The following is a 24,199-nucleotide window of genomic DNA, read 5'->3' as shown; positions in this document are numbered from 1 at the left end:
CTTCCGCCAATGAGCCTGCATCCGACCCTCCACGCGATCACCGAACGCATCCGCCAGCGCAGTGCGCCGTCGCGGCGCGCCTACCTGGCCGGCATCGACGCCGCGCTGCGCGACGGTCCGTTCCGTAGCCGCCTGAGCTGCGGCAACCTCGCCCACGGCTTCGCCGCCTGCGGCCCCACCGACAAGAGCCGGCTGGAAGGCGGGATCACCCCCAACCTCGGCATCATCACCGCGTACAACGACATGCTCTCGGCGCACCAGCCGTTCGAGCACTACCCGGAGATCATCCGCAGCACCGCGCGCGCGCTCGGCGCCACCGCGCAGGTCGCCGGCGGCGTGCCGGCGATGTGCGACGGCGTGACCCAGGGCCGGCCGGGCATGGAGCTGTCGCTGTTCTCGCGCGACGTGATCGCCCAGGCCACCGCGATCGGCCTCAGCCACGACATGTTCGACACCAGCCTGTACCTGGGCGTGTGCGACAAGATCGTGCCGGGCCTGCTGATCGGCGCGCTGGCCTTCGGCCACCTGCCGGCAGTGTTCGTGCCGGCCGGGCCGATGACCCCGGGCATCCCCAACAAGCAGAAGGCCGAGGTGCGCGAGCGCTACGCCGCCGGCCAGGCCACCCGCGAGGAGCTGCTGGCCGCCGAATCGGCGTCCTACCACGCCCCCGGCACCTGCACGTTCTACGGCACCGCCAACTCCAACCAGGTGCTGCTGGAAGCGATGGGCGTGCAGTTGCCCGGCGCCTCCTTCGTCAATCCCGGCACCCCGCTGCGCGAGGCGCTGACCCAGCAGGCGACCGAGCGCGCGCTGCGCATCACCGCCCTGGGCAACGACTTCCGCCCGCTGGGCCGCTTGATCGACGAGCGCGCCATCGTCAACGCGGTGGTCGCGCTGATGGCCACCGGCGGTTCCACCAACCACACCATCCACTGGCTGGCGGTGGCGCGCGCGGCCGGCATCGTGCTGACCTGGGACGACCTGGACGCGCTGTCGCAGCTGGTGCCGCTGCTGGCGCGGGTGTATCCGAACGGCGAGGCCGACGTGAACCACTTCGCCGCCGCCGGCGGCATCGGCTTCGTGTTCCGCGAGCTGATGGACGCCGGGCTGATGCACGACGACCTGGCCACCATCGTGCCAGGCGGCATGCGCGCCTACGGCGACGAGCCCTGCGTGCAGGACGGCAAGCTGGCCTACGTGCCGAGCCCGGCCAAGAGCGCCGACGAGGCCGTGGTACGCCCGGCGTCCAACCCGTTCGAGGCGCAGGGCGGCCTGCGCCTGCTGCGCGGCAACCTCGGCCGCTCGCTGATCAAGCTGTCGGCGGTGAAGCCGCAGTTCCGCACCATCGAAGCGCCGGCCGTGGTGATCGACGCGCCGCAGGCGCTGAACAAGCTGCACGCCGCCGGCGCGCTGCCGCACGACTTCGTGGTGGTGCTGCGCTACCAGGGCCCGCAGGCCAACGGCATGCCGGAACTGCATTCGCTGGCGCCGCTGCTGGGCCTGCTGCAGAACCAGGGCCGGCGCGTGGCGCTGGTCACCGACGGACGCCTGTCCGGCGCCTCCGGCAAGTTCCCCGCGGCCATCCACGTGACCCCGGAAGCGGCGCGCGGCGGCCCCCTGGCGCGGGTGCGCGAAGGCGACATCGTGCGCCTGGACGGCGAGGCCGGCACCCTGGAAGTGCTGGTGGACGCCGCCGAGTGGGCCGCACGCCCGCTGGCGCCGAACACCGCGCCGGCCGCGCACGACCTGGGCCGCAACCTGTTCGGGCTCAACCGCCGCATGGTCGGCCCGGCCGACCAGGGTGCGCTGTCGATCTCCTGCGGCCCGCCGGCCGCCGACGGCGACCTGTGGAACTACGACGCCGAGTACGACCTGGGCCGCGATGCCGAGGCCGCCGCCGCGCCGCACGAAGCCAAGGACGCCTGACCGGCGCCGCCGTTCGCCCTACCCCGCCCTGGCCGTGCGCGGCCAGGGCCTCGCCCCCTTCGCAACCGAGACGCCCATGACCATCGCCGAACACCAGACCAAGGCCGAACAGCTGCTGCGCGCGGCCGGCATCCTGCCCGTCGTCACCGTCCACACCCTGGAAGAAGCGCGCCGCGTCTCGGCCGCACTGCTCGAAGGCGGCCTGCCGGCGATCGAACTGACCCTGCGCACGCCGGTGGCGATGGAGGCGCTGGCGATGCTCAAGCGCGAGCTGCCGGACATCGTGATCGGCGCCGGCACCGTGCTCAACGCCACCCAGCTGCAGCAATCGATCGACGCCGGTGCCGATTTCATCGTCACCCCGGGCACCACCCCGACCCTGGCCGACGCCCTGGCGCAGGCGCCGCTGCCGGTGGTGCCGGGCGCGGCCACCCCGAGCGAACTGCTGGCGCTGATGGAGCGCGGCTTCCGCGTGTGCAAGCTGTTCCCCGCCTCCGCCGTCGGCGGCCTGGCGATGCTCAAGGGCCTGGCCGGCCCCCTGGCCGAACTCAAGCTGTGCCCCACCGGCGGCATCGGCGAGAGCACCGCCGCCGAATACCTGGCCCAGCCGAACGTGGTCTGCATCGGCGGCTCGTGGATGGTGCCCAAGGACTGGCTGGCCGACGGCGCCTGGGACAAGGTGCGCGAGAGCTCGGCGAAGGCGGCCGCGATCGTGGCGGCGGCGCGGTAGCCGCGGCGGCCGCAGTCGCGGCCGCCGGGATTGGGCATTCGGGATTGGGGATTCGCAAAAGCAGCTCCATCCAGCACCTCAAAAAAAAGCGCCGGCATGCCGGCGCTTTTTTGCTTTTGCTTTTGCTGTTACGAATCCCGAATCCCCACTCCCGAATCCCCGCCTCACCGCACCTCGATCTGCACATCCGCCGGCAACGCGTGGATGCGCAGTTCGCCGTGCTCCCACTGCGCCGCTTCGCCGTTGACCAGGGTGCGGCCCGGTTCGCCCGGGTACGGCCACGGCAGCACCAGGCCGCCGCTGGGCATGCGCAGGCCCTCGGGGATGTTCAGCAGCAGGCGGTTCTTCTGCCGGCGCAGCTGGTAGCTCAGCGGGCCCTGCGGGGTGCGCAACTGCTCGATCGCCACGCCCTTGCCGTCGAACCAGTCGGCGGGGATGCCGGCGGCCAGCACCAGGCTGTCGTCGACGTCGCGGGCGTAGGCGAACATGTCCAGCACCGAGCGCACGAAGTCCGAGGCCACCCAGGCATGCGGCAGGTCGCCGAGGAAGAACGGCTTGCGCGGCGTGCGCGAGACCACTTCGGCCCACTGGTTCCATGGCTGCGGCGTGCGGTCCTTGAAGAAGAACTGCGTCGCCTCCCACGCGCGCTCGCGCCAGCCCAGGCGCACAAACGCCGACACGTTACGCCACTCGTACGGCGTGTAGTCCTTCCACTCGCGGGTGCCGTCGCGGCGGCCGACGAATTCGCTCCAGTAACGCTCGAAGGTGTTGTCGAGCAGCGCCTGCGGCAGCCGGCCCTGCTCGCCGCCCGGGGCCAGCGCGATGGTGCTCGAGGTCGGATCGAAATCGCCCAGTTCCGCCGAGCCCGGCAGGAAGTCGATGTGGTGCTGCTGGGTGGCCGCGTCCAGCGAGGCATACAGGTCCTGGCGGAACTGGTCGCGCGAGGCGGCGAAGTGCGCGGCATCGTCGATGCGGCCGAGTTCGGCGGCGATGCTCACCGCGTCCTTGTAGCCGCGCAGCGCCCAGAAGTTGTCCCAGTACGAGTGCATCGGCTTGGCCGAATAGCCCTCGTGGCTGATCGACACAGGCATCATCCCGTAGAAGGCGGCGTTGCGCGCGCGGTTCTCGTCGGTGCGCTCGCTCAGCCGCAGCTGTTCCATGTAGGTGTACGCGCCGAGCACGTGCGGCCACATCTGTTCCAGGAAGGCGCGGTCGCCGCTGTAGCGGTAGTAGTCGGCGACGCTGTAGATCAGTTCGCCGTGGCTGTCGTTCTCCGGCACCGGATCGCTGCCGCGGTCGTCCACGCAGCACGGCACCATGCCGTTGGCGAACTGGTACGGCGCATACCACTCCACGTACTCGCGCACCACGTCGGCGCGGCCCAGCCGCAGCAGGCCTTCGGAGATCATCGCGCCGTCGCGGATCCAGCTGCGCGAGTACGAACGCGTGCCCGGCTGCAGACGCGGCCCGATCCGCGAGATCAGCATGTGCGCCAGCGCGGTGCGCAGCGTGTCGGTCACCGCCTTGCCCTGCGCCGGCACGTGCAATTGCACGCGGTCCAGCTTCTCGTGCCACTGCGCGGCGACCTGCTGCTGCGCGCGCGCCGCGTCGAAGCCTGCCGGCACGCCGGCGTTGCCGGTCTGCGGGATCACCAGCGCCACCTCGCGCACCTCGCCCGGGGCCAGGCGCCCGCGGTACAGCAACGCGCCGGAGGCCAGTCCGTCCGGATCCTGCGCCTGCTGCGGCAGGCCGCTGGCGTCGGTGCTCAGCCGTTCGACGTCCATGCCGGCGTCGAACGCGCTTGCGTAGGCGGCGTCCGGCTTCTGCACCGCGAACACCCGCGGCTGGCCGTTGACCTGCACCTGCGTGCCGGCGAAGGCCAGCGAGCGGATCGGGCTGACCCCGCCGACCGTGTTGAGGAACTGGCTGGGCGGATTGACCTGGAACGGACGCACCGCCAGCGCCAGGGTGTAATCGTGCGGCTGCTTGCCCGGGTTGCTGAGCCGGTAGCGCGCCACCAGTTGCGCCTGCTCCGGCTCGCCCTGCACGAAGGCGGTCACGCGCAGCGCGGCGTTGTCGTGGGTCCAGTCCACGCTGGGAATCGGCAGGTAGTCGTCCTGCAGGCTCTGCGCCGTCTTGACGTCGGCCCAACTCAGACGCTTGCCGTCCAGCAGCAGGAACGGCTCGATGCTGAAGCCGCCCTTGCCCACCTCGATCGCGCCATCCTCGCCGACCAGGCCCTGCTCGCGGCCGCCATCCAGGCCGACGATGGTCCAGTACGGCTGCTCGCCGCTGAAGCCGCGCGGGAACCAGCCGCGGGTCGATTGCGCCGCCACCGACTTGATGAAGTCGTTCTGGGTGGCGGCGAAGGCCAGCGGCTGCAGCGTGATGTCGGCGATGCCGTAACGGAAGCTGGGGCCGTCCTGCAGGTCGAAGCGCACGTAGCGCGCCTCGGTTTCCGGCAGCGCCAGCCAGTCGGTGCCGCCGTTGCCGGCGGTCACGCTGCGCAACTCGCGCCAGCTGCGCCCGTCGGCCGAGCCTTGCACGGTGTAGCGCGAGGCATAGACGCCCGGCGCCCACTGCACCTTGGCACCGCCGAACTCGCGCACCTTGCCCAGGTCCAGCATCACCGTCTGGGTCTTGGCGTTGCCGCTGTACCAGACGGTGTCGGGCTTGCCGTCGGCGATGCGCTGCTCCAGCGCCGGCGCGGTATCGGTGTTGACCTTGACCGTCAGCGGCGAGGTGTCCTGCGGCGGCAACGGGGTCAGGGTCAGCTGATCGAAGCACACCGTGCCGGCGCCGCCGACCTGGTTGTAGATGGTGAACTCGATCTGTGCGCTGCGGGTCAGTTCCTTCTCCGGGCTCGGTCCCCAGGCCTTGTCGATCTGCCGCTTCTTGTAGGTGACCGTGCTCCACTGCGTGGGGAAGTCGTAGCGCGGCCGGTTGACCCACCACACGTTGTCGCCGCTGGCGTCGACCAGCTTGAACTGCAGGTCGTTGCTCGGCGACTCGCCGCGCAGCTGGAACGAAAACTGGTAGTTGTCCGGGTACTCGATCGGCACGCTGCGGCGGATCCCGGCATAGCCGGACACGCCGTTGAAGTCGTAGTCCAGGCACAGCGCCTTGGCGCGGCCGCCGCTGGGCGCCTGCACCAGCCGGGTCGAGGCGGTGACCTGGTTGGAGACGACGATCTGCCACTTGTCCAGATCGTTGAAGCTGTCCAGCGTCACCGTGGAGGTCGGCGGCGCGGCGACGGCATGGGTGGCCGCCAGTCCCAGCATCGCCAGCATCGCGCGTGCGCACGTCATCGCCATCCCGTCCCTCATCGCCTTCCCCGTCGCTGTCGTTTCGTTGCGTGTCTGCTTGTATGTGTCTGTGCATCCCAGCGGGCATCGCACCCATCGGCGCGCCACGGCATCGCCTTGCATGTTGTCGCGGCTGAAGCCGCTCCTACACGTCAGGCCTGGCCATCCATGGCCGGGCGTTCGGCGCAACGCGCGCCAGTGGCGCTCGATGTTCCGCTTCACCGCTGCCATCCATGGCGTGACAATCCCACACCAGATCGTCCGGCCTGGCCATCCATGGCCAGGCGTTCACGAACGCGCGAGCCAATGGCTCGCAAGCGCGTTCGCTCACCCCTTCACGCTGCCGAGCAGCAGGCCCTGGATGTAGTAGCGCTGCAGCGCCAGGAACAGCGCCAGCACCGGGACCACCGTGACCACCGCGCCGGCCATCATCATCTCCACGTCCATGATGTGCTCGCGCGACAGAGCCGCCAGCGCCACCGGCAAGGTGTAGTGCTCCTGGTCGGTCAGCACGATCAGCGGCCACATGAAGTCGTTCCACGCCGCCATGAAGGTGAAGATGGTCAGCGTCACCAGCACCGGCTTGAGCATCGGCAGCACGATCTGGAAGAAGATCCGCAGCTCGCCGGCACCGTCGATACGGGCGGCCTCCAGCAGCTCGTCCGGGATCGAACGCGCGTACTGGCGCACCAGGAAGATGCCGAACACCGTCGCCAGCGCCGGCACGACCACGCCGCCGAAGTTGTTGACCAGGTGCAGCTGCTTCATCAGCAGGAACAGCGGCAGCATCGCCACCTGCGCCGGAATCACCAGCGCCGCCAGCAGGATCTGGAAGATCCGTTCCTTGCCGACGAAGCGCAGCTTGGCGAAGGCATAGCCGGCCATGGTGTTGATCAGCAGCGAACCGAAGGTGATCGCACACGACACCAGCAGGCTGTTGGCGAAGTTGCGGGCCATGCCGGTGCGCGAGAACAGCTCGCCGTAGTTGGCCAGGGTGGCGCCGGTGGGCAGCATCGGCGGCGGGAAGCGGCTGGCCTGCCCCGCCGGCATGAACGACACCGACACCATCCACAACAGCGGCGCCAGGCTGATCACGGCGAGCAGCAGCAGCCCGCCGTTGACCAGCAGCGTGTTCCAGCGCGAGGCGCCGATCTCCCGGCTCATACCAGGTCCCTCTTGCGGCCGAAGCGCAGCATCACCGTCGTCACTCCCAGGATGATCAGGAACAGCAGGAACGCCACCGCCGACGCGCGGCCGAGGTTCCACCACTTGAAGCCTTCCTCGAACATGTAATACAGCACGCTGACCGTGCTCTGCAGGGGATCGCCGCGGGTCATCACGTAGGGTTCGGCGAACAGCTGGAAGTAGCCGGACACGGTGATCACCCCGACCACCAGCAGCACCGGCCCCAGCATCGGCAGGGTGATGTGCAGGAACTGCCGCCACTTCGAGGCACCGTCGATGCGCGCGGCCTCGTACAGGTCCTGCGGGATCGCCTGCAGGCCGGCGAGGAAGATCACCATGTTGTAGCCGAAGTTCTTCCACACCGCGAACAGCATGATGGTCGGCATCGCCCAGTGCGGGTCGCCGAGCCAGTCGATCGGGCCGATGCCCAGATGCGCCAGGCCGTAGTTGACCAGGCCGTAGCTGGTGTGGAACAGGTAGCGCCAGATCACCGCCACCGCCACCAGCGTGGTCACCACCGGCGCGAACAGCGCGGTGCGGAACAGCGCCTTGAAGCGCGCCACCGGCGCGTTCAGCAGCAGCGCCGCGCCCAGCGAGGCGCCGATGGACAGCGGCACGCCGACGATCACGAAGTACGTGGTGTTCCACAGCGACTTCCAGAACATCGGCGTCTGCAGCAACTCGATGTAGTTGCCGAAGCCGACGAAGCGCAGGTTGTGGCGGTCGGCCAGCGAATACAGGTCGAAGTCGGTGACGCTCAGCGCCAGCGCCGACAGCACCGGCAGGCCGAAGAACACGCCGATCACGATCAGCGCCGGGCCGGCGAACAGCCAGCCGATCAGGGAACCGCGCTTCATGGCGCCGCTCCCGCGGCCGGCGCCGCCGTGCCTTCGCGGTGCTGCTGGTGGATCCAGCGGCGTTTCTCCAGGATCTCGTCGACCCGCTTGTCCAGTTCCCGCATCGCCTTCTCCTGCGGTTCGCCGCCGCGCACCACCCGCTCGGTGGCCAGCCGCATCTCCTGCACGATGCGCTCCCACTCCAGCACCTTCGGTGCCGGCTTGACCCGCTCCAGCTGATCGCGGAAGGCGTGCGCCAGCGGATCGTCGGCCAGCGACGGATACGCCCAGGTGCTGCGCCGCGGCGGCATGTCGCCGATCAGCGCGTGGAAGCGCGCCTGGATCTGCGGCCGCGACAGGAACTCGATCAGCTTCCACGCCGCGTCCTTGTGCTCGGACTTGCGGAAGATCACCAGGCTGGTGCCGCCGGCGATGCCGGCGCCGGGGCCGTCCGGGCCCGGCAGCGGCATGGTGCCCCACTGGTCCTTGAGCGCAGCCGGCTGCACCTTGCGGAACTCGCGGATGTTCCACGGGCCGGAGATGTAGAACGCGTAGAAACCGTTGAAGAATTCGTCCCAGACGTTGGAGATCTGCGTCTCCGACATCTTCGGCGCCCAGCCCTGGTCGAACATGTTGGCGTAGAACGCCAGCGCCTTGCGGAAGCCGGGGCTTTCGAAGTTGCCGTAGTTGTTGTGGTCGCGCAGCAGCGGATCGGGCAGTTGCAGGCCCAGCGACAGTTGCTGCTCGAACTCGTTGAGCGGCATCAGGATGGCGTAGCGCTTCGGCCCGACATGCTTCTTCACCGCCGCCATCGCCTGCTCCCACTCGGCCCAGGTCTGCGGCAGCTTGGTCACCCCGGCGTCGCGCAGCATGTCCTTGCGATAGAACAGCAGGCGCGTGTCCACGTACCAGGGGATGCCGTAGAGCTGGCCATCGATGACGCTGGTGTCCCAGATGCCGGGGAAGTAGTCCTTCGGGTCGACCACCTTGGAGCGCTCGACATAGGGCTGCAGCGGTTGCAGCGTACCCAGTTCGGCGAATTCCGGGATCCAGGTGTTGCCCAGCTGGCACACGTCCGGCAGGCCGTCGGCGGCGAAGGCGGTCAGCAGCTTCTCGTGCGCGGCGGTCCACGGGATGTTCTGGATGTCCACGTGGATGCCGGGATTCTCCTTCTCGAACTCCGGGATCAGCTCGGCCACCACCTCGGCCTCGCGGCCCATCGCCCAGAACCGCACCACCTCGCCCTGCGGCGCGCGCGCGCACCCGCACACGGCCACCATCAGCAAGCCCAGCGACACCCAACGACCGATCATGCGTGCTGCGCTCATTCGGGCTTCTGCGGCTGGCGCTGGTCGGGGTTCTGTTGCGCCTGCGCGGCGGCGGCGCGCGATTCGGCGATGCCGATCGCCCGCGCCGCGGCGGCCTGCTCGTCCTTCTTCGGCACCGGCTGCGCCTCGCCCTCCGGAGTCAGCCAGCCGCCGCTGAAGCCGGCGCGCTCCAGTCCGGTGCGGATGTACTTGTTCTTCTTCATCACGTTCCAGACGAACTCGTTGCGGTAGTTGGCGATCATGGTCAGGATCGGGCCCTGGTCGATGCCGATGTAGTCGCTGGAGACCCAGCCGCGTCCGGGCACGACGCGCCCGGTCTTGAGCGGGATATCGTAGTTGAAGCTGGGGTTGAACGAATCCAGGAAGCCGTAGCTGGAGTAGATGAAGTCGCCGTAGCGCTTGTGCATCTCCTCGGTGGCCGGAATCACGACTTCCGGCGCGAACACCAGCGAGGCCACCGCCGCGGTCGGCGCGATGGTGCCGTCGTCGAAGTTCTCGCGCAGGCCGGCGCCGCGCGAGGAATAGTGGCGGAACTGGCGTTGTTCGCCGCGATACTCCTGCTCGGTGTTCTGCGGCCCGTCGCTGGCGGTCAGGCCCCACACGTTCTCGCCGTAGTCCTTCCACTTCATCGGATTGGCGATGGCGTACTCACGCTGCGCGAGCACCGCGCGGCGGCTGTTGAGGAAGTAGTCGATGCCGCGCTCGCGCATGTACTGGTCCTGGATGTCGCGGAAGTCGATCCAGACATGGCTGTACTGGTGCGCGAACATCGGCCCGAACGACAGGTATTCCTGGCCGTAGTACACGCCCCAGTCGTTGTTGTAGGTGCGGGTCCACACCGTCCACGCATCCGGGCTCACCGCATGGGTGGGCGATCCCAAGGCCAGCACGTACAGCATCATCGCTTCGTTGTAGCCCATCCAGTCGTGGCTGATGAAGCCGCTTTCGGGGAACCAGCCCATCGAGATCAGCGGATCGCGCTGCTGCAGCCAGGTCCAGTCCACGCGCCGGTACAGCGTGTCGGCGATCTCGCGGATCTCCTTCTCGCGCGGGTCGTCGCCGTCGTAGTACGACTGCGCGAACAGCACGCCCATCATCAGCAGCGCGGTATCCACGCTCGACAGCTCCACCCAGCTGTCGTAACGGTGGCCGTTCTGCATGTCCAGAAAGTGGTAATAGAAGCCCTTGTAGCCGGCCTTGCCGGTGCGCTGCGGGCCGACCGGAGCATCGCGGAAGAACTTCAGCGTGGTCAGGGTGCGATCCACCGCCTGGGTCCGGCTGATCCAGCCGTTCTCGATGCCGATGGGATACGCCGTCAGCGAGAACCCCACCGACGCGATGCTGGCGAACGGACGCGACGGGAAGCGGTCGGGGGTCAGGCCATTGGTGTCGTTGGTGGTGTCCCAGAAGAACTGGAAAGTGCGCCGCTCGATGTCGCTGAACAGCTGCGGCAGCTCGGGCTTCAGCGGTTTGGGCGGCAGTTCCGCCTCGACCAGGATCACCTGCACCGGCTTCTTCTCCACCGCCTTCGGCTCCTCGACCTTCTTACACGCCGTCAGCAGCACCCCTGCTGCCATCACCATCAGCGAAAACCTGATGAACCTGCGTTGCTTCTTCATCGTGCCCCCCGTGAAATCGTTTACATGCACGCAAAAAATACCCCACTTCCGCATCGCCGCGGCCCCCGGTGCACGGGAGCCGCGGCGACCTTGCTTACCAGTTCAAGCCGAACGACAGCTTGAACGTCCGCATCGGCGAGGCGAGCACGCCGTTCGGCGTACCGAACGCCGTATTCAGATCGGCGTACGTTCCGGTTGCGGTGTTGTAGTCCGCGTAGTTGGTCCAGTTGAACAGATTGATGACATCGGCGCGCACGTTGAACTTGATGCCCGACCCGGTATCCCATTCCTTGTTCGCCGCCAGGCTGAATTCCTTGTAGCCCAGCGTGGCGTCCGGCTTGTACTGAATGATATAGCACTGGTCGTTGCCCGCCAGGCAGTTGGTGCCGTAGCGCGGGGTCTGGCTGGCCAACGACAGCTTGGCCGACAGGGTGACGTCGTACGGCAGATCGTAGATGCCGGTGACCACCAGGCGGTTCTTCGGGATGCCGCCGGCCTCACGCCAGCCGTAGCCGGCCATCGACGGCTGGTCCAGCGCATAGTGCTCGCCGTACTGGCGGTTTTCCTTCGCGTCGGAGAAGGTGTAGGCCACGGTCAGGCCCCAGCCGGACTCCTTGTCGTAGGGCTTGTCCAGCTTCAGCGCCAGCTGGTTGTTGCGCGTCTTCAGGCCGTTGGTGCCGAGCACGATCGCGCTGTAGCCGTTGGGCGAATCGGTGGGCACGCCGGAGGTGGTGCCGGGCAGGAAGAACGAGCCGTCGGCACGGCGGTTGCCACGCAGGAACACGAAGCCGTCCTCGCTGACGATGCGGCTCAGGGTCACGTCCGTGTACCAGTCGTTGCCCCAGAAATGCAGCATGTTGCGCATGCCCAGGCTGAACTGGTCGGAGTACGGCACCTTGATGTTGTTGTCGATCAGGTACACCTCGCGGCCGCCGCCGGTGCCGGCGGTGGTGGAGGCCGCCAACCCGTTCAGGCCGGCCTGGGTCGCATAGCTCGGGTCCCATGCCACGCACGGCTGGCCGAGGCACGGCGTGTTGGCGCTGCTGAAGTAGTAGCTGTAGGAGCGGAAGTTGTTGTTGAGCTGCTCCAGCGCCAGGTAGTCGAACAGGTTGCGGTCGTACGCACGGCCGGCACCGCCGTAGATGACGTGCGCCTGGTCGCCGAACAGGTCGTAGGAGAAGCCCAGGCGCGGCTGCCAGGCATCCTTGAACGCCTTGCGGTTGTTGCCGGTGCTGATGTAGTTGGCGATGTCGTAGTTGGCGTTGTCCAGGTTGCGCCAGTTCAGCAGCGCGCTGGCGACGTCGGCCGGGGTGACGAAGTCGAGGAACGACGGGGTCTTCTCGTAGTCGTAGCGCACGCCCAGGTTCAGGGTCAGGTGCTCGTTGACCTCCCAGTCGTCCTGCAGGTAGATGCCGTACTGCTTGTTCTGCGACTGCACCGAACCGCCGTCGCCGGTGTCGCCGAAGCGCACCCGGTACGGGGTGCCGACATCGCTGAGGATGTTGTAGTAGTACTGCGGATTGGCCGGATTGATCTGGGTCGAATCTAGCTGGATGTCCTTGTACTTCAGGCCCATCTTGATGGTGTGGCTGCCGTGCCAGTCGAGGCTGTTGAGGGTCAGGTCGTCCTGCAGGGTCCAGCCCTTCTGGCCCTTGTTCTGGAAGCTGCTGCCGGCGCCGGCGCTGAGGATGGTGGTCTCGTTGCCGGCCTGCGGCACATAGGACAGCACGTAGCCGCTGCCGTCGGTGAGCGGGGTCTGGGTCCAGAACGCGCTCTCGTAGCTCAGGTTCAGATCGTTGAGGAAGGCCTCGCCGCTGTACTGCCAGCGCAGGTTGGCGCGCTTTTCCTTCTGCCCGTTGCTGCTGCCGTGCTGGTAGGTGGTGGTGTTGCCGATGTCCGACAGCTCGTCTTCCTTGCGGTACTTGCCGGTCAGCTCGAACAGGTTGTTGTCGCCCAGGGTCCAGTCGATCTTGCCGAAGTACAGGTCTTCCTTGAACGGGGTGCTGTAGGTGGCGACCAGCGGCTGCAGTTGCGCAGGCAACTGGTCGACGCGGTCGGCGTAGATGCCGCCCGGGATCACCGTGTTCGGCGTGGTGTATTCCTTGGCCTCGTAGGCCACGAAGAAGTGCGCGCGGTCCTTGAGGATCGGGCCGCTGAAGGTGGCGCCGTACTGGGTCTCGGAGAAGTCGTCGCGCTGGCCGGCCTTGCGCTCCAGCGGGCTTTCGGCGCGCCAGTCGTCGTTGGTCGTATCCCAGAAGAAGCTGCCGTGGAAATCGTTGGTGCCGGACTTGGTCGAGGCGACGATCGCCGCGCTGCTGACCTGGTCGAACTCGGCCTTGTAGTTGGAGGTGATGACCTTGTACTCGCCGATCGCCGACTGCGGGAACGGGTTGCCGCGGCTGGAATCCTGGCCGCTGACGCCGCCGGTCAGCACGTAGTTCTTCTGGCTGATGCCGTCGATGTAGACGTTGGTGCCGTTGGCCGAGGTCGCGCCGGAGCGCACCGTGGTGTTGCCCTTGGCATCGCGCTGGAACTGCACGCTCGGCACGCTGTCGGCCAGCTCAAGGAAGTTGCGCGTGGCCTGCGGCAGCTTCTCGATCTGCACGTTGGAAATGTAGGTGGCGTTCTCCGAGGTACGGGTTTCCACCAGCACCGGCGGCGCCTGCACCTGCACCGCGTCGAGCGTGGTCGCGCCCTGCCCGTTGGCGGTGGCCGCTTCGCCGCCCACGCCCAGATCCAGGGTGGCGGTCTGGCCGACCTGCACGGTGACGTTCTGCGAGGTGGTCTTGCCGTCGGCGGTGACGTCGATGCGGTAGGAGCCCGGCGGCAGACCGCCGACCGAGTAGACGCCGTTGTTGGCCTGCACGCTGCGGCTCAGACCGGTGGCCAGGTTGGTGGCGGTGACCTGCGCGGACGCGGCCGGCGCCGAATCGACCTTGACCTGGCCGCGGATGGTGGCGCCGGTGCTTTGCGCGAACGCCGGCGCGGCGCCCAGCAGCAGGCAACTGGCGAGGGCGCAGCTCAACAGCTTGCGCGTGGGCCGGGCGGAGTGCGGGGTGTGTTGCATGTGGGGTTTTCCCTCCAGGAAGACGTGATGCTCGTTATGGGTGGTGCGTGGTGCTTCGATGGAACGAAGTGGAACAAGCGATGCGGCGCAGAAGAGTGCGTCGCATCAGGAACGGGCCGTGCTGGAATCGCGCACGACCAACGTAGGAACCAGGGTCTGCCGCTGCCGGTCGTCCGCGTCGGGCCGATCGATCAATTGCAGGAGGCGGTGCATCGCCTGCTCACCAAGCCCGGCGATGCTGACGCGCATGGTGGTGAGGGATGGGTGAACGAAACGCGCCAGCGGAATGTCGTCGAAGCCGGCCAACGCGATGTCGTTGGGCACGCGCACGCCGCTCTGGGTGAAGGCGTAGAGGCAGCCGAGCGCGGTCATGTCGTTGGCGGCGAACACCGCATCGGGCAGCGTGCCCGCCTGCAGCATCGCCTGTCCGGCGCGATAGCCGGAGGCTTCGTCGAAGTCGCCCGGGAACTCCTGGCCATGCGCTTCGCCGGAATGGCGTGCCACGGCGTCGCGGAAGCCGCGCAGGCGTTCGCGCGCGTCGAAGTTCAGTTCCGGACCGCCGATGAAGGCGATGCGGCGATGCCCCATCGCCAATAGGTGCTCCGTCATCGCCACCGCGCCGGCGTGGTCGTCGATGCTCAGCACCGGATATTCGGTGCCCGGCAGATGGGTGTTGATCAACACCGTCGGCAACGCCTGCGGCAGGTTGTCGGTGAGAAAGCCCGGGCGCTCGGCATACGGCGACAGCACCAGCAGGCCGTCGACGCGGCCGCGCATCGCCCGCAGCGCCCGCCCCTGCTCTTCCGGGTCGCCGTGGTAGCTGGACACCAGCAGGTGCTGGCGGCGCGCGCGGGCGGCACCGTCGATGCCGCGGATCAGTTCGGAGAAGAATTCGCCGTACAGGTCGGGCAGCACCACGCCCAGGGTCTGGGTGCGGCGGCTGCTGAGGCTGCGCGCCGCCGCATGCGGGCTGTAGCGCAGGCGCTCGGCCACTTCCAGCACCAGGGTCCGCACCGGCGCCGCCACGTTCTCGTGGCCGTTGAGCGCACGCGACACGGTGGCCACGGAGACCCGGGCCTCGCGTGCGACGTCTTTGATGGTAACCGCGCTCTTCGCCATCGTGCCGCCCTCCGCGGCAGAGACCTTGAGAAACTGGCGCGGACTGTAATCGTTTTCAGCGCGAGGCAGAAGCCCTTTGTTATTTTTACAATAAACACCTTATTTTTCAGTCACTTGAATAATGAGAAACCGGTCGGAATCGTGCCGCAATGCAGCATAATCCAGGTGCAGATTCCGCTTTTTCCCGGGGTGCACACCCCTGTTTGGACCGATAGCAGCCGTCGCCAGCGGGTGTCAGCCGCCCGTGCCCGGCACCTCGGCGCGGATCGACAGCGCATGGATATCGGTCTGCATCATCTCGCCCAGCGCCGCGTAGACGGCGCGGTGGCGGGCCAGTGGCCCCATGCCGGCAAAGGCCGCACTGACCACGCGGACATTGAAATGCCCGCGGCCGTCGCGCGCGCCGGCATGGCCGGCATGGCGATGGCTATCGTCCTCCACCTCCAGCGCCTGCGGCGCGAACGCCGCCTCCAGCGCGGCGCGGATCCGCGCCACCCGCTCGGCGCCGACCTGGCTCATGGCAGCACCTTGCGGAACGGCCGCACCTCGACCCGGGCGTAGACGCCGGCATCGACATACGGATCGGCCTCGGCCCAGGCCCGCGCCTCGGCCAGCGAGTCGAACGCGGCCACCACCAGGCTGCCGCTGAAGCCGGCCGGACCCGGATCCTCGGCGTCGATCGCCGGGCACGGCCCGGCCAACAACAGCCGCCCGGCTTCCTGCAATGCGGTCAGCCGCTGCAGATGCGCCGGCCGCGCCGCCGCCCGCCGCGGCAGCGCATCGGCCACGTCGTACCCCTCGATCACGTACCACATCGCGTCTCCGCCCTCGTTGCCTATCCAAAGACCTGTCATTGTAGAACCTGCCCCGGCACGGCGGCGCTGGACACCGACCCCGCCGGGGCATTACCCTTGGTCGTATTGCACGCGGCCGGATGCAGCGGCCCGTCGGTGATCGGCGACCCCAAGCCCCTTCCGACGACCGATTCGCTGCCTGACACCGCCCGCGCAGACGTCCTCCTCTGCAGTTCCCGCCGCCACGACACGCGTGGCGTGCGTCGTGTGTCTTGTTGAAGTACCGAGCGCGTTGCGGGGACGACGCGCCATTGAACCGCAGCACTGCCGGCAAGGAGCCGCGCCGGGTCGCGCCTGCCCGGCCCTTCGCTACCGCAACACCGATGTCCAACCGATGACTTCCGAACTCGCGCTCGACGCGAACCCGCCAACCCAGACGACCCCGCCACAGCAGCAGGAAATGCCGCTGGCGGTCGTGCATGGGCAGCCGGTACTGCAGATCCCGCAGGATCTGTACATCCCGCCGGATGCGCTGGAAGTGATCCTGGATGCGTTCGAAGGCCCGCTGGACCTGCTGCTGTACCTGATCCGCCGGCAGAACCTGGACATCCTGGACATCCCCGTCGCCGAGATCACCCGGCAGTACGTGGACTACATCAACGTGATGCAGGAGCTGCGCTTCGAACTGGCGGCCGAATACCTGGTGATGGCCGCGATCCTGGCCGAGATCAAGTCGCGGATGCTGCTGCCGCGGCCGCCGGCCGAGGACGGCGAGGAAACGGACCCGCGCGCCGAACTGGTCCGCCGCTTGCAGGAGTACGAACGCTTCAAGCAGGCGGCCGAGGACATCGACGCGCTGCCGCGGCAGGACCGCGACACCACCCCGGTGCACGCCCATGTGCCGGACCGTGCCGCGGTCAAGCTGCCGCCGCCGGTGGAGTTGAAGGAAATGCTGCTGGCGCTGTACGACGTGCTCAAGCGCGCCGAACTGTTCAGCGGCCACGCCATCAAGCGCGAGGCGCTGAGCGTGCGCCAGCGCATGGGCGATGTGCTGGGCCGTCTGGACGACGGCAAGTTCCACCGTTTCGAATCGCTGTTCAGTGCCGAGGAAGGCAAGCTGGGCGTGCTGGTCACCTTCCTGGCGCTGCTGGAACTGGCCAAGGAGCAGTTGCTGGACATCGTCCAGGAACCGCTGGCGCACGTCCCCGCCGAGGCCGCCGAGCGGCCGCCGATGCCGCCGATCTACGTCAAGTCGCTGGCACTGGGCAACACCAACGCGCCGCTGCAGTTCAACAGCGAGTTCGACGACAGCGACGCCGCCGACGCCACCACCTGAGCCACCGAGAACCCGCCCCCGCATGGATCAAGCGCTGATCAACCGCATCGTCGAGGCCGCCCTGCTCGCCGCCAACCAGCCGTTGCCGCTGGCGCAGTTGCACGGCCTGTTCCCGGAGGAGGAACCCGCGCCGCCAGGCAGCATCGAGCGCGCGCTGGAACTGCTGCGCGAGGCCTGCGAGGGCCGCGGTGTGGAACTGGTCGAAGTGGCCTCCGGGTTCCGCTACCAGGTGCGCAGCGACGTGCACGCCTGGGTGGCGCGGCTGTGGACCGAGCGCAAGACCCGCTACACCCGCGCCACGCTGGAGACCCTGGCGCTGATCGCCTACCGGCAGCCGATCACCCGCGGCGAGATCGAGCAGGTGCGTGGCGTGGCGGTCAGCAGCAACATCATCCAGGCGCTGGAAGAGCGCGAGTGGATCCGCGTGGTCGGGCACCGCGACGTGCCGGGCAAGCCGGCGCTGTTCGGCACCACCAAGACCTTCCTGGACTATTTCGGGCTCAAGCGCCTGGACGAACTGCCGCCGCTGTCCGAACTCAAGGACATCGGCGAACTGGAGCCGCAGTTGCCGCTGGACCGCGACGCGCTGCCGGTCGGCGACATGGCCCAGGCCGACGCCGCACCGGGCGACGCCGCCGATCAGGGCAACCAGGGCGACACCACGGCGCAGGCCGCAGCCGCCGGCGAACCCGCCGAGCCTGCCGCGACGGCGCAGGCAGACGCGGCCGATGCCGACGCTGCCGCCGACGCAGAAGCACGCGACACCGCAGCACCGCACACCCCCGTGACCGACGACGCCCACGCGCCGGCGGCCACGGATTCCACGACCGCCCCGACGGGCGAACCCGAAGCCGCGCCGGGAGAGCGCGCGGCGGATGCGAACGAAGCCGAAGACAACGCCGTCGCGACGACGACCGTGGCTGTTGACGATGCCGATTCCGAACCACAGGCCGACGCGCAACGCGCCGGCCGGAGCCAAGTAAATGAGTGACACCTCCCGCAAGCTGTCGTTGAACAAGCTCTCGCTCAAGCGCGACGCCGCTGCCGCCGAGCAGCCGAAACTGGAAGAACGCCTGCACAAGGTCCTGGCCCAGGCCGGACTGGGCTCGCGCCGGGCGCTGGAACAGCGCATCGCCGACGGCCTGGTCAAGGTCAACGGCGAGGTCGCGCAGACCGGCATGTCGATCCGCAGCGGCGACAAGATCGAGCTGGACGGCCGCAGCTTCGTCGCCAGCGCGCTGACCGAGCCCTCGCGCGTGCTGATCTACAACAAGCCCGAAGGCGAAGTGACCACGCGCGAAGATCCCGAAGGCCGCCCGACCATCTTCGAGGCGCTGCCGGCGCTGAAGGGCGCGCGCTGGATCGCGATCGGCCGCCTGGACATCAACACCACCGGCCTGCTGCTGCTCACCACCGACGGCGAGCTGGCCAACGCGATGATGCACCCCTCCTACGAGATCGAGCGCGAGTACGTGGTGCGCGTGCGCGCCCCGGAAGGCGAAGAGACCGTGCCCGACAGCATGATCGAGCGGCTCTCGCGCGGCGTGCTGCTGGAGGACGGCGGCGCCAAGTTCGACGAGATCGAACGCATCGGCGGCACCGACTCGCACGACTGGTTCCGGGTGGTGGTCAAGGAAGGCCGCAACCGCGAAGTACGGCGCCTGTGGGAATCGCAGGGCTGCCAGGTCAGCCGGCTCAAGCGCACCCGCTACGGCAAGATCGCGCTGCCGCGCGAACTGCTGCGCGGGCATTCGATGGAACTGGCGCAGGACAAGGTCGAGGCGCTGCGCGCCGAGCTGAAGCTGGAGGAAGGCACCCCGTCGGCGCTGACCCTGCAGCCGGTGATCGGCCAGCGCAAGGCGGCCAAGGCCACCGTGCAGGTCGGCCGCGGCGGCAACGCCTACGTCAACGGCCACAACACCGCCGACGAAGGCCGCGAGCTGCGCCGCTTCGACACCTTCCGCGAAGACCGCGGCCGCGGCCGCGGCGGCAAGAAGCCGCACGGCGGCCTGACCGTGAGCGGCGAAATGGCCGCCAAGCAATCGCAGAAGCCGTACAAGCAGCGCACGCCGAAGGGCCCCAAGCCGCTGCCGGACGGCAACCCGGCCGCGTTCCGCACCTGGTACGTGCCCGATGGCGTCAGCACCGGGCCGACCGGCCACCGCAATGCCGGTCCCGGCGGTCGTGGCCAGGGTCAGGGCCAGGGGCGTCCCTACGCCAAGCCGCGTCCGGCCGGTGCCGGCGCTGGTGCGGGCGCCGGCCAGGGCCGCGGTCCGGGCCAGGGCCAGCAGCGCAAGGCGCACCCCTACGGGCATCCGGGCAACGCGCCGAGCTTCCCGTCCGACCACGCCACCCCCGGCTTCAACCCCTACGGCGCCGCGCCGCGCGCAGCGCGCCCGGCCGGCGGCCAGAAGCGCGGCCCGGGTCCGGGCGGACGTCCTGGCGGCGGCAACCGCCCGGCCGGTGGACGTCCTCCGGGTGGTGGCGGCCGTCCCGGCGGCGGCGGCAACCGCGGTCCGCGCGGCGGCTGAGGACGACGCCGGCGCCGTGCGCGCCGGCCCGCTCCGCACCCGACAGGGCGCCTGCGCAAGCGGCGCCCTGTTTTTTATGGGGACGCTATCGACCACGGGGACGCGCGCGCCGTCAGGCCGCGGCAGCCCCCTCACTCTGGCGATGCGACGGCCCGCAGCGCGGCCGCCCCGCGTGCACTCACGCGCCGGCAGGCGCGTTCTCGCAGTCCGCAAACCCCGCCGGGATCTGCCTGGCGGTCCACTTGCCCTGAGACGCTGTCGAAACGAGCAACGCCGAGGTTGCGTCGTAGCTGGGGGCCTGTGTCGCGCCGGGCCTGGCCAATCCCGTGTCATGGAAGCACAGACGTACGGACGTGGCATCGGCCGACAGCACCTCGAAGCGCATCATCCAGCCCTTGTCGGCCTCGAGCAGGCGCGCGCCATGGGCGGTTTTGGTGACATCCACGAAACCATAGTCCGCGAACGTCGTCTTCCCCGGCAGTCGGCGGGGGCCGACCGAGTTGGGGAACGATGTGAGATCAAGCTGCTGGATGACCGCGTCGACGACGCCCGTCTGCTGCGATACGGCCGGAGACGACGCGCCGACGCCAAGCGCGAGAAGGCCAACAAGCATTCCGGAGGTCATGCGGACGATCTCGCGCGCGGAGGGAGGCGTGGATGATAAGCACCGGGGACGCCGGCGCCCAATGGAGATTGCCGCATGCGGTGGCCGCCGACCAGGCGGCACCCGACCGCGTCTCGCAGGCTCGAACGACAGGGACGTGGCGACACCAGCCCACCCGCTGTTGCGCCGTTCGCCCTGCGCGGACGAAGCCGATATCCTGGCGCATCTGGCGGCCGCCGCGGGTGGCCGCCCTCACCGACCAGGAATTCCCGATGACACGGAAGATGAAGATCGCCCTGCCGCTGCTGATCGCCGGCGTACTGAGCCTCGGCGCCTGCCAGAAGGCGCAGCAGAAGGCCCAGGAAGAGATCGCCGCAGCGCAGAACCCCTACCCGGCCAGTTCGCCGCTGCACGCGCCGTTCGACCGCATGCTGCGCAAGCTGGCCAACGACCCGCGCTACGTGGCGTTGCTCAAGCAGAGCGGCCCGCAGGCGCAGCAGGCCGGCTTCCAACTGGCGCAGAACGGCATCGCGCGACTGGACCACGCCACGCTGGAACAGCGCCTGCAGATCCTGTCGCAGGTCAGCGACAAGGTCGACGTACCGCAGTGCGCCGTGCTGGCGCGCGGCGGCAACCCCAACGATGCGCAGGCGCTGAGCGCGGCGATGCTGTCGGGCCTGGAAAAGCTGCCGCAGGCGCAGATCGACCGCTGGTTCGACGTCTCGCTGAAGGCCACCGACGCGGAGTTGAACAAGACCCCGGCGCAGCCGGTGAGCCAGGAGCAGATCCAGGCGGCGATGGGCACCCTGGTCAAGTCGCTGCCCGCCGACCAGCAGCAGCGCCTGATGCGGGTGCTGCCGGAGATCGCCAAGGCCAGCGACGAGGACGCCTGCTGGACGGCGCGGACCCTGTACCGCCAGGCCCTGGCGACGCCCGAGCCGGTACGCGGCCAGTTGGCCTGGGTGTTCGCGCAGCAGTGATGGGCTTGCTGCACGGCGCAGCGGCCGCGCTGGCCGCTGCCTGTGCGGCAACACGTACATGCCGCGCAACCGAACGGCGACCGCGCTGCTATCTCTCGCCTGCCAGCTCCACACGAGCATGACCGCCTGGCCGCATCACGTTCGAGTACCAGGATGCGGGAAAACTGCGCGTACCTGCGGTCGCGCAATCGTCGTCCTGCAGCACGCGCGCCGCTCCCAGGTTCGCGCCCCGGCCCAGCAAGGTGCGCGGCAGCGCCAGCAACACGAACCGGCCGTCCTGCAGCACGGTCAGGGCCAGCCCGTAGCGTTCCAGGTTGCCGCTGGCACCGGGCAACTCCTCGGCCACGCGCAGGAACGGGCTGCGCATTGCCAGTTCCGCCTCGCTCAGCGTCCGCAGGTAGTAGCGACGGCCCTTTAGCCAATATCCGTTCCAGTGTGCATCCCAATACGGGCCTGCCACCGCCAACTGCTCACGGATGTCCGCGCGCAGACAGGCGATGTGCAGGTGCAACTGGTTCTGCGAAGGCAGCGTCTGCGCATCCACCACGACGGCCACCGCAGTATCCGGAACCGGCGCACCCAGCAAATCCGACAGCACGCCACGGGCCCGCCACGCCAGCCAGAAGTAGTTCGGCGTGTCCTGGCGCTGCAACGCGAGATTGGCGGCTCCGATGATGCGGCGGGTCGGCACCAGCCAGGCATGCGCTCGGCCGCGCTCGTCCTGCAGGAGAGCATAGCCCTGCGCAGGGTCCAGAGTCCGGCACGGCACCGGCACCCCGGAGCCCCGCGCACTGACCTCGCAGCGCCGGTGGACGAGATGCCACAAGGCATTGGCATGATGGCGATATATCGCCAGTGCGGTCCCTAGCCACATCAAAGCGAGCGCCACGATGCCGAAGGCGCGATATCCGGATCTGCTCATCTACGACTTCTCTTCCACAGCCGCGTACGCAGCCGACAAAAAGAAACGCGTCCTCGGACGCGCTTGTGACCAGGAAAATGAAAGGAAGCGCCGGCCGACACAGAGGCGTCCGGCCGGCGCCAGCGGTGCTTGTTACCAGACCACACCCGCGCCGACGGCCACGCCGGCATCGCCGCGCGTGGTGGCGCTGGCGTTGACCTTGAACAGGTAGCGGCCGCTTCCGCTGATCGTGGAAACGCCGAACGCGATCGCCTGTTCGCCACGGAACGAGCTCAACGAGACGCCCGCCGCGCTCTGGTCCGGTTGATACGCCTGGGGCAGGCTGGCCATCGCCATCGCCGCGGCCACGCCGGCGCTGGCGCGCCGATCCACCTGATCCACGCGGGAGTCGGTGTAGGCGCGCGACCAGTCCTCTACGCTGTCCAAGCCATCCTGCAACTGTCCCAGGTTGACCGCATCGGTGCGTTCGGTGCCGGCGGCGACGTTGGTGATCTGGCGCTGATTGCTCGCCGAACCGACCGAGACGGTGTCGGCACGGTCGGCGACCGAGCCCTGCCCCATGGCAACACTGTTGGACTCCGTGGCAGTGGCGCCTTTGCCTACGGCAACGCTACCCGCACCTGATGCGACCGCATCCGCCCCCACCGCCGTCGCGTTCGTGCCACTGGCCGTGGTGTTGCTGCCCATCGCCGTGGTGCTGGCGCTCTTGGCCGACGCAGTAGGCCCAACCGCGACCGAGGTGCCGTCATTGCCCACGACGACCAACCCATCGTTCGTCGCCGATGAGGCGCTCGAACCGTTGCTGCCATTGCTGCCATCGCTGGCAGGGCTGACGCTGCCGCTGCCGCTTTTGCTGGGATTTCCGGAGATGCCGCCAATGGACTGCTCGAGCGTGGTCAGCGAACTCTGTAGCGTGGAGAGCGAATTGGAGTTGTCCTGCACCTTCTGATTCGTGGCATACAGCTGCGAACCGTTCACCGCATCGGTGCTGCTGGCGCTCAGACGGCCTGCGGCCACATTCTGAATCTGCCGCTCCGCCCCCACCGCGCCGACACTGAACGCACCGACCGGCGCGCTGCCGGCGAAGTTGTAGCTGGAGCCACCGAGCGTTGTGGAACTCACCGCCGTGGTCTCCACGGTACGAGTACCCGAGCCGATCGCCACGTCCTTCGCATTGCTGGCGACCGCATCGGGGCCGATCGCGACGCTGTCGGTGCCGGTCGCGACGCTATCGCTGCCCGTCGAATTGACCCGCAGGTACTTCACACCGTCGCCGCCCTGGATACCCTTGACTGCACCGTCGAGCTTGCTTAGCTCGGTGTTGGTGGCATACAGCTGCGAGCCGTTGACCGCATCGGTGCTGGTCTCGGACACGCGGCCGGCGGCCACGTTGGTCACCGTCCGCTCGTGGCCGGCGCTGCCCACGCTCACCGTGCTGGTCGGCGCGGCGCCGGCGTAGGTGTAGGCGGTGCCGTTGAGGGTCCCGCCGGTGGTCGCCACCGCCGCGGCCGTGCTGCTGCCGCTGCCCAGCGCCACGGCGCCGGCCTGCGCCGCCGCTGCGCCTGCGCCCAGCGCCAGGCTGTCGCCGCCGCTGGCCGTGGCCGCCTTGCCCAGCGCCACGGCGTTGGCCACGGCCGGATCGTTCGCATCGCCCGCCACCGCGCCATCGCCCAGTGCCACCGCGCTGTCGCCGTACGCGTTCGCCGCCGCTCCCACCGCGGTGCTGTCGGCACCAGTGGCGGTGCTGTCCGCACCGGTGGAATTGGTATGGACGTATCTCACCGTGTTGCCGTTCTGGAACTGCTGCACCGTGTTGTCGAGCTCGTCCACCTTGGTGCCGACCTTGCCCAGTTCGGTGTTGGTGGCATACAGCTGCGAGCCGTTGACCGCATCGGTGCTGCTCCCGGACACGCGGCC

General features: G+C 68.7%; 18 protein-coding genes. 6 read left to right on the top strand and 12 right to left on the bottom strand.

The window, feature by feature from the left end; genetic code table 11:
* Positions 1-9 precede the first annotated feature (9 nt).
* Positions 10-1,926, top strand: coding sequence for a phosphogluconate dehydratase (edd, locus tag SLW52_RS20265; protein ID WP_017917732.1), 1,917 nt, complete (start codon positions 10-12; stop codon positions 1,924-1,926).
* 76 nt (positions 1,927-2,002) lie between these two features.
* Positions 2,003-2,656 carry a bifunctional 4-hydroxy-2-oxoglutarate aldolase/2-dehydro-3-deoxy-phosphogluconate aldolase gene (locus SLW52_RS20260; RefSeq protein ID WP_153752562.1) on the top strand — a complete coding sequence of 218 codons (654 nt, stop codon included), beginning with the start codon at positions 2,003-2,005 and terminating at the stop codon, positions 2,654-2,656.
* 164 nt (positions 2,657-2,820) lie between these two features.
* Here SLW52_RS20260 and SLW52_RS20255 read toward each other — a convergent pair whose 3' ends face one another.
* From SLW52_RS20255 to SLW52_RS20215, 9 genes are all read right to left on the bottom strand, one after another.
* Positions 2,821-5,937, bottom strand: coding sequence for a discoidin domain-containing protein (locus SLW52_RS20255; protein WP_320741183.1), 3,117 nt, complete (start codon positions 5,935-5,937; stop codon positions 2,821-2,823).
* A 351-nt stretch (positions 5,938-6,288) separates the two neighbouring features.
* A complete protein-coding gene (locus tag SLW52_RS20250; RefSeq protein ID WP_017909683.1) occupies positions 6,289-7,125 on the bottom strand; it encodes a carbohydrate ABC transporter permease in 837 nt (278 codons plus the stop codon).
* Entirely contained in the window at positions 7,122-8,003 is an 882-nt protein-coding gene (locus SLW52_RS20245) for a sugar ABC transporter permease (RefSeq protein WP_010342668.1), read from the bottom strand. Before SLW52_RS20245 ends, SLW52_RS20250 begins: the two co-directional genes overlap by 4 nt.
* Entirely contained in the window at positions 8,000-9,262 is a 1,263-nt protein-coding gene (locus SLW52_RS20240) for a sugar ABC transporter substrate-binding protein (RefSeq protein ID WP_223875798.1), read from the bottom strand. Before SLW52_RS20240 ends, SLW52_RS20245 begins: the two co-directional genes overlap by 4 nt.
* Before the next feature lie 44 nt (positions 9,263-9,306).
* Positions 9,307-10,887, bottom strand: coding sequence for a glucoamylase family protein (locus tag SLW52_RS20235; RefSeq protein ID WP_173003417.1), 1,581 nt, complete (start codon positions 10,885-10,887; stop codon positions 9,307-9,309).
* A gap of 136 nt (positions 10,888-11,023) precedes the next feature.
* Entirely contained in the window at positions 11,024-13,996 is a 2,973-nt protein-coding gene (locus SLW52_RS20230) for a TonB-dependent receptor (RefSeq protein WP_320741112.1), read from the bottom strand.
* A 105-nt stretch (positions 13,997-14,101) separates the two neighbouring features.
* Entirely contained in the window at positions 14,102-15,115 is a 1,014-nt protein-coding gene (locus SLW52_RS20225; protein WP_152182033.1) for a LacI family DNA-binding transcriptional regulator, read from the bottom strand.
* A 234-nt stretch (positions 15,116-15,349) separates the two neighbouring features.
* Positions 15,350-15,634: a BolA family protein gene (locus SLW52_RS20220; RefSeq protein WP_010342674.1), complete on the bottom strand. Its 285-nt coding sequence runs from the start codon at positions 15,632-15,634 to the stop codon at positions 15,350-15,352.
* Positions 15,631-15,930, bottom strand: coding sequence for a YciI family protein (locus SLW52_RS20215; protein WP_017909689.1), 300 nt, complete (start codon positions 15,928-15,930; stop codon positions 15,631-15,633). Before SLW52_RS20215 ends, SLW52_RS20220 begins: the two co-directional genes overlap by 4 nt.
* Positions 15,931-16,303: 373 nt before the next feature.
* Between SLW52_RS20215 and SLW52_RS20210 the strand changes: the two genes are divergently transcribed.
* Genes SLW52_RS20210 through SLW52_RS20200 form a run of 3 tightly spaced genes read left to right on the top strand, consistent with a single transcriptional unit; the run spans position 16,304 to position 19,776 of the window.
* Positions 16,304-17,245, top strand: coding sequence for a ScpA family protein (locus SLW52_RS20210; protein ID WP_017909690.1), 942 nt, complete (start codon positions 16,304-16,306; stop codon positions 17,243-17,245).
* Positions 17,246-17,267: 22 nt separating this feature from the next.
* Positions 17,268-18,236, top strand: a complete 969-nt coding sequence (scpB, locus tag SLW52_RS20205; RefSeq protein ID WP_152237425.1) for an SMC-Scp complex subunit ScpB — start codon at positions 17,268-17,270, stop codon at positions 18,234-18,236.
* Positions 18,229-19,776, top strand: coding sequence for a pseudouridine synthase (locus SLW52_RS20200; RefSeq protein ID WP_320741109.1), 1,548 nt, complete (start codon positions 18,229-18,231; stop codon positions 19,774-19,776). Before scpB ends, SLW52_RS20200 begins: the two co-directional genes overlap by 8 nt.
* Positions 19,777-19,954: 178 nt before the next feature.
* On the opposite strand, the gene SLW52_RS20195 is transcribed toward SLW52_RS20200, so the two are convergent.
* Positions 19,955-20,401 (bottom strand): pesticin immunity protein, encoded by a 447-nt coding sequence (locus tag SLW52_RS20195; protein WP_152237427.1) that lies wholly within the window; start codon positions 20,399-20,401, stop codon positions 19,955-19,957.
* Positions 20,402-20,664: 263 nt separating this feature from the next.
* Between SLW52_RS20195 and SLW52_RS20190 the strand changes: the two genes are divergently transcribed.
* Positions 20,665-21,360 carry a hypothetical protein gene (locus tag SLW52_RS20190; RefSeq protein WP_043095602.1) on the top strand — a complete coding sequence of 232 codons (696 nt, stop codon included), beginning with the start codon at positions 20,665-20,667 and terminating at the stop codon, positions 21,358-21,360.
* 88 nt (positions 21,361-21,448) lie between these two features.
* On the opposite strand, the gene SLW52_RS20185 is transcribed toward SLW52_RS20190, so the two are convergent.
* The gene (locus SLW52_RS20185; RefSeq protein WP_267124737.1) at positions 21,449-22,282 is read right to left on the bottom strand and encodes a CDP-diacylglycerol diphosphatase; all 834 of its coding nucleotides are present in this window, start codon (positions 22,280-22,282) and stop codon (positions 21,449-21,451) included.
* A 132-nt stretch (positions 22,283-22,414) separates the two neighbouring features.
* Positions 22,415-24,199: YadA-like family protein (locus SLW52_RS20180; RefSeq protein WP_320744260.1), on the bottom strand; the 1,785-nt coding region annotated here is incomplete at its 5' end.

The organism is Xanthomonas sp. LF02-5 (assembly GCF_034105325.1).
Classification (GTDB): Bacteria; Pseudomonadota; Gammaproteobacteria; order Xanthomonadales; family Xanthomonadaceae; genus Xanthomonas_A; species Xanthomonas_A sontii.
Note: the sequence above shows the minus strand (reverse complement) of the source record. Positions and strands in the feature narration are given on the sequence as shown.